The sequence below is a fragment of the Brasilonema octagenarum UFV-OR1 genome (genome assembly GCF_963888615.1).
Classification (GTDB): Bacteria; Cyanobacteriota; Cyanobacteriia; order Cyanobacteriales; family Nostocaceae; genus Brasilonema; species Brasilonema sennae.
On record NZ_CAWPKW010000356.1, the window covers coordinates 21345 to 27480 of the forward strand.

The 6136-nt window shown below is 41.4% G+C and carries 5 protein-coding genes; all 5 read right to left on the bottom strand.

All coding sequences use genetic code 11. The annotated features are described in order from the left end of the window. Positions 1–65 precede the first annotated feature (65 nt). Positions 66–1499: a serine/threonine-protein kinase gene (locus AC5590_RS32000; protein WP_169267282.1), complete on the bottom strand. Its 1434-nt coding sequence runs from the start codon at positions 1497–1499 to the stop codon at positions 66–68. A 345-nt stretch (positions 1500–1844) separates the two neighbouring features. After that, positions 1845–3503: an alpha-amylase family glycosyl hydrolase gene (locus tag AC5590_RS32005; protein ID WP_169267283.1), complete on the bottom strand. Its 1659-nt coding sequence runs from the start codon at positions 3501–3503 to the stop codon at positions 1845–1847. Positions 3504–3891: 388 nt separating this feature from the next. After that, entirely contained in the window at positions 3892–4821 is a 930-nt protein-coding gene (gene murQ, locus AC5590_RS32010; protein WP_169267284.1) for an N-acetylmuramic acid 6-phosphate etherase, read from the bottom strand. A 112-nt stretch (positions 4822–4933) separates the two neighbouring features. Beyond that, a complete protein-coding gene (locus AC5590_RS32015; RefSeq protein ID WP_169267285.1) occupies positions 4934–5356 on the bottom strand; it encodes a DUF3110 domain-containing protein in 423 nt (140 codons plus the stop codon). A gap of 569 nt (positions 5357–5925) precedes the next feature. Continuing rightward, on the bottom strand, positions 5926–6136 hold a 211-nt coding region (locus tag AC5590_RS32020; RefSeq protein ID WP_211178635.1), incomplete at its 5' end, for a hypothetical protein.

Genomic DNA, 6136 nt, shown 5'->3' on the forward strand with positions numbered 1-6136 from the left:
GGAGGACATATCACGAATAATGTTATAGCCCACATTTACTCATGCCGAATGCGGTTTCTAACCGCCTATTTACCTTCTTTAACATCCAAAATTTGAAACGACTTAATCATCTGTTCCACATCTGCCAGATATTTATCATACTGTGTCACTTCTGCTGTATAGGTAACATAATAAGCCTTACCACCTCTAACTGTTCCTATTTCCATCACTTTTAAACGACATTGCTGTTCTTGACGCCTATAGCTCAATTTATAAGCTTTGTAATTTGACAGCGTAGTAGCAGATGTTGATTCATCAGCAATTTGAGTATCTGGAATAATATTTTTAATTTTATTTTCTACTGATTCTTTATATCCTTTAAGTGAAAATCCCTGGGATAATTCACTAACATTTACAACGATTTCTAGCGGACAAGCATTTGATGGTTTGTCACTGCTAGGAATAAATTTTGTCACCTCATCACCAAACTTAACTGGCTCATCTTGTCTTGTCCAATTTTCAGGATATTTTATTTCTACACCGTAATCAGAGTAAGTATTAGCCGAAAAATTTGGTTTTGGCTTGGTTGGTTTCACATTCCAAAACTGATAGCCGAACCAGATAAGAAGAGGGATTAACGCTGCTACTATCCCCACTCCAACCCAAACTTTCTTAGGAGGCGATTTGGATGATAAACTTCTGACAGCTTGCAAAGCCTCATCTGCTGATTGGTAGCGCTGACTGAAGTGATCGCGCACCATTTTATCTATGATATTGGCTAGCTTTGGACTAACCTTTGCGCGATCGCGCCAAATAATTTCTCCTGTCTTGGAGTCTGTAGGCAATCCTCCATGTCTTGGATTGGAATTCATCCCTGTCAAAGCTTGAATACAGATAACTCCAACTGCATAGATGTCGCTGCTTAATGTTGGTTTACCTTTGGCTTGTTCGCTTGGTACATAACCAGGAGTGCCAACAGCAACAGTAAAATTAGTATGTCCTTGAGCATTAGCTATTTGAGTGGCTATTTGCTTAACTGCACCAAAGTCAATCAGCACAATTTTGCCATCTAATTCACGTCGCATAATATTTGAGGGTTTTAAATCCCGGTGAATCACCCCTTGTTGGTGGACAAAGGCTAAAACTTCTAAAATCTCTTTTAAAAGCTTAATCACCTCAGGTTCACTTAGTTGTCTTCCAGAAAAGACTTCTTGATTGAGATCCTGACCTTTAATGTATTCCTGAACGATATAAAATTCTTGATTTTGTTCACAATGTGCTAGAAGTCTTGGGATTTGGTCATGATTTCCTAAGACTTCCAGCATCTGTGCTTCCTGGTCAAAAAAACGTTTTGCGTGGTGTAGAGTGTAGGCGTCATCTGACTGAGGTTTGAATTGCTTGACAACGCACTGAGGATTCCCTGGTCGCTGCGTATCCTCAGCTAAGAAAGTGACACCAAACCCTCCTTTTCCTATCTGTCGGATAATGCGGTAGCGTCCACATATTGTTTGACCCACCATTTAAGTCACCGTGTGTTCAATAATTTATCACTGTTTTAGCTTATTCTCTCATCAGTAGACCCATGTCCTATCCATAGCAATCCAATTCAGAACCCCGACTTCTTAGAGAAATCGGGGTTCTTGTTGTTCAGGAATGATTGCGGATTGCGATATTATCTTTGGCTAATATCAAGTTCGGATGAACACTTATAAAAAGAACCTTACCCCGCCCTATGCCTAACGGCACGCTACGCTATCGGGCACCCCTCTCCTTAGCAAGGAGAGGGGCAGGGGGTGAGGTCGTTTTATCGTAACTAATTAGGCGAACTTGATATAACAACTGATGACAGACAGCGAATAACTGATTTACTGCCAAACAAACACCTTAGCTTCGTATGGTCCAATATCAATCGTAATGCTATTGTCGCTAGCTTCTACATCATAATTGCCTGTCCACTCGTGCCATTTGCCATTGTTGGAGAAGTTAGAAACTTGATACCCACCTAAGAAGTTTTCTGAGAAATTCGCCACAACCACAACACGAGAACCTTCATCGTTCCAACGGCTATAAGCTAATACTTTATCTTCTGGATTTTCGTGAATGAAATCAACATTTTCTGTGTAGAGAGCATGATTGCTTTTACGCAGGTGTATTAAGCCTTTGTAGTATTCAAACAAGTTACGATTCAAATCATTACCTAGCAATCCCCATTCAATTTTAGATGATTCTTGTGTATTCGGCTTGTACTCGCCAAACTCCTGACCCATCCAAAGCATGGGTATACCCATTGCTGTTAAAAGGATAGCAGCTCCCAACTTCAACCGCCTAAAAGCTTCTTCATCAAAGATATTGTTGTTACCCAATTCCACCATTAAGCGATCATGATCATGGTTGGTGAGGTAATTCACAACATTTGTAGCACCCATGAAGCCTTGACGCTTTGCGTCGATCGCATCTTTGAGGCGTTCTAAATCAAAGGTGTTACCACAGATATGATCCTTAATACAATGATAGAAACTATCATGCCAGCAGCCATCCATTGGTCCATCAGCGTTGGTGATACTGGTCGTTTCTGGAATATGTTCGGCAATGTTATAAAAAGGCTTCATGCTGGCAGTATCTCTGGCTTCTTCGGTTATCCAGTGCATGAAATCATAGTTAGCAATTTGCCGTGCTGCATCGTAGCGAATTCCATCAAGGTGATACTCACTAACCCAATAACGAACTGTATCGCCAATAAATTTGCGAGCAGGATAAGTCTCTAAATTTTCATCATAGTGTTCGTAATTAAATTCTGGTCCCCAGTTATTATCGGGATCGCGAGGCTCATGATGATACCAATAATCGTGGTCAATTTGTGTTAATGGAGCTGATGATTCTGAATGGTTATAAATACCATCCATAATCACACGAATTCCTCTTGCATGGCACTCATCAACAAGATTTTTTAATCCCGATGTCGGACCGTAACTTGATTCTGGGGCAAAGAAGTGGCGTGGATTGTAACCCCAACTATAATCTCCTGGATATTCTTTAACTGGCATTAACTCAACCGCATTAATTCCCAGTTCACTGAGGTAATCTAACTTCTCAACGACGTGCTTGTACTTTCCTCGTGCATGTGGATCATCTTCTCCTCCAGAAAAGTCACCAACGTGCAATTCATAAATAACTAATTCCTCGTTTGCGGGCAGATGTTTATCGTCGTGTTGCCAAACGTAAGTATCTACAACACGTTCCCCATCTTTTATATGTACAACACTGTCATCATTCCCACTCATTTCATCAATATCAGTTGCATAGGGGTCTGTGACATCTACCCATTGGTCTTGTTCAAAAAACCAAGACTTTGACTGCACACGAAATTTATATTTATAATCACCATCTTCTAATTCAACGGTTGTGCGAAAATAACCATCCTCACGTTTTTTCATTGAAATTGGTTTCCAATCAGAAAAAGAACCAATTAAAGAAGCTGCTTCGTTGTAAGGTGCAAATAAATTAAATTCAATTGGCTTTGCCATAGTGAGTATATAAAAGGAGATGCATTGAAAAAAGACAAAATTTAAGTTACTAATGACTATAAGGATAATGGCTCAAAGCGATTAACTTATAGTGATTAGCAAGTGTTTAATCAATTCCGGCAGTCATTAGTATTTTCTAATTTAGAAACAAACTAGCCAATCATCCTCAAGAGATAATAAAATCATTTTTACGTATCTCTCAAGAAGGAATTTTTATATAAAGTATCTTTATGTTTGATAAATTAATTAATTATAAAGTTTTAGTGATTGTTCTAAGATAATTAGAAAAAATAAGTCAAAAGCTTGTCAATCAAAAAAAAAAGTTGTAAGTGAGGAATAAGTGACTCCTCATTTCTCACTTTTTTAGTTGTAACTCGAAGTAGAATGTTCAGGTTTGCTCGTTGTTTTTATAACTAGCAACAGCCGCCCTGAGATTACCTTGGTATTGTGACAAGAGTTGTAAGCCCTCCTCTTTTTCCAAACCAGTCCAATGCATCAATAGCGCCAACTTTACCCACTTACCACTACGTTCCAATAAAAAACCAGCGGCTTCTCGACTTAAACCTGTGAGGTCTTGTAAAATACGCATAGCGCGATCGCGTAACTTTTGATTCGTTACCGCCACATCCACCATGCGATTGCCATAAACTTTACCCAACTTCACCATCACACCTGTAGACAGGGTATTTAAAGCTAGTTTAGTGACTGTACCCGCTTTGAGACGAGTTGAACCTGCAAGGATCTCTGGTCCAGTCAACAAGCGAATATCAATATCAGCCTCACACTCCACTTGTTCAACAGGGACGCAGGCTATAAATATAGTAGTTGCTCCTCGCTGACGAGCAGCACTCATCGCGCCATGAACAAAAGGTGTTGTTCCACCGGCTGTAATCCCAACCACTACATCAAGTTGGGTGATTTGTCGTTGGGCGATCGCCGCCTCACCATCTTCAGCGCTGTCTTCCAAATCTTCCGAACTACGGACTAGTGCACCCGCACCACCCGCAATAATTCCCTGTACCATCTCTGGGGGTGTACAAAAAGTAGGTGGACACTCTGCAGCGTCTAACACTCCTAACCGACCACTTGTCCCCGCTCCGATGTAAAAAAGGCGTCCCCCGTTGCGCAAACATTCGGCAGTACGTTCAATCGCTTGAGCCAACTGAACTTTAGCTGCACCTACTGCTGCCACTGCCTTTGCATCTTCGCGATTGAATAACTCTACCAGTTCAACAGAACTTAGCTGGTCTAAATTAAGACTGTCAGGATTAACCTGCTCTGTCAAAAGATGACCGCGCCCCTGTAAATTCGTCGTCATTTGTTTTTTTGTCCAAAGTGCAATTGAAAAGCAGTACTGTGAGCGGGTTTTCCGGAAGTACTACAGTTTATTTGTAATCAGTCATCAGTAGTGACTAGTGACTAATGACTTACTACAGTAATCCTTCCAGTTTCCGGCGAATGCTGTCTAGTTCCGAATCAGAAATTTCCGGTTTTTCCTGCGACTCCTGGCTGCGAGGCAGAGTTTCCTCAGCAACATTCTCCTGGGACTCTAATTTCCAATCTGTTTCATCAACGTTGACTTCTGGGGGAATTGCCAAAGCACTGTCATTTGGGACAATTTCCCAATCGTAGTCCGCACCTTGACAAAATTCTTTGACTTCCTCTGAATCAATCGCCTCTACAGTTGGTGAGAGGAAATCTTGAGCTTCCAGCATGAGGGCAAAGCGTGTCGCGTCGTCTTCTGACTCGAACATCAGAACTTTATTGCGATCGCCCACCTGAATTGTGTGGATTCCCTCATTTTCTGTCCGAGCATTAAACAGTAGTACAAAAACACGCATGGGTGTAATCATTAATCTTACATTTTTGATCTATTTTTAATTAAAGTTCTAGAAGGCGTCCAATGAAAAGTCGAAGCAAAAATTTTCACTTTTTTATCAAATCTTAATATTTTCCTGACAAGGTAAAGACCACAATATCAATAATTTTCTTCAAGAAAGTGACTAGTCTCTCAACAAACACAGGGGTGTAGGGGAAAAGAGTGTTTTTTCGATTCGTAGCGGGTGGTGCGTCCCCCGTGGGGCGCTTTCAACAAACATCATCCCTTTTGTTGCCTGTTCCCTGTTAAGCGTTCCCTCTTTTCTTACGAATACTGATAAAAAACTCCTGCCGTCTTTTGTATCGTCGGTTATCCTGGAGTAGGCGCAATTAATTGTGTACCAATCAGTTCTACCAATGTGGCAGTTTCATCCGTATCTTGAGTGCTAAGTTCTGAATAAATCCTTACAGATATATTCGGGGGATAAAATCAGGAAAAAAGGCTATGATGGCTCCACAAATAAATTCTGGACACAGTGCTGTGAGCGGCTGTACCCACTTGATGTAAATGCCGTTAGTTTTTCGCCTAAGAAATTTCCCAAACTTAAGGCAACAAGCACGTTACACAGCACAATGCTGTGTAGGGGAGGACAGTTCCCTTCGGGTATGCCTGCGGCATGGGCTTTGCTCGAACGCAGTCGCCTAGGTCGGGAGAACGCCAAGTGCTACAACGGGGCGGCACGTTATGTTCCCCCGCTTCGTTGACGACCAAGCAACAGCAGAGTTGATGAAACGGTTTTATCGGGGGATGTTGC

What these genes read in the sequence shown, in the direction of transcription:
- AC5590_RS32015 (WP_169267285.1), bottom strand. Translation starts at nt 5,356, where the DNA reads ATGATTACACCCATGCGTGTTTTTGTACTACTGTTTAATGCTCGGACA.
- AC5590_RS32005 (WP_169267283.1), bottom strand. Translation starts at nt 3,503, where the DNA reads ATGGCAAAGCCAATTGAATTTAATTTATTTGCACCTTACAACGAAGCA.
- murQ (WP_169267284.1), bottom strand. Translation starts at nt 4,821, where the DNA reads ATGACGACGAATTTACAGGGGCGCGGTCATCTTTTGACAGAGCAGGTT.
- AC5590_RS32000 (WP_169267282.1), bottom strand. Translation starts at nt 1,499, where the DNA reads ATGGTGGGTCAAACAATATGTGGACGCTACCGCATTATCCGACAGATA.